The 258-nt window shown below is 45.3% G+C and carries 1 protein-coding gene; it reads right to left on the bottom strand.

Features of this window, described 5'->3' with window-relative positions:
• The coding region (locus tag Q4563_RS20910; RefSeq protein WP_442903840.1) for a hypothetical protein at positions 1-258 on the bottom strand (258 nt) is incomplete at both ends.

The following is a 258-nucleotide window of genomic DNA, read 5'->3' as shown; positions in this document are numbered from 1 at the left end:
AGCTTGTGTTCATTACGATTAAGGTGCTGGCGATGTTGAACAATATAGTTTTTGATCGCGCGCTCTAAACGTCTGCTGACATCATCAAGTCGCTGACTTTGTTGGTTTAACCTCAATGGCGGGTGTTGACGCTCTAGTCGATGCTGCAACTGGGTTAAATGACGACGACGATCAGACAAATACTGACGAACGCTGTGGGTCAGTTGTTGTGTTTTTTGGCTAATTTTTTGGGTCTGGTGGCTGTTATCACGGCTAACT

The organism is Gilvimarinus sp. 1_MG-2023 (assembly GCF_030548285.1).
This window is presented reverse-complemented; position numbering and strand designations above follow the sequence as displayed.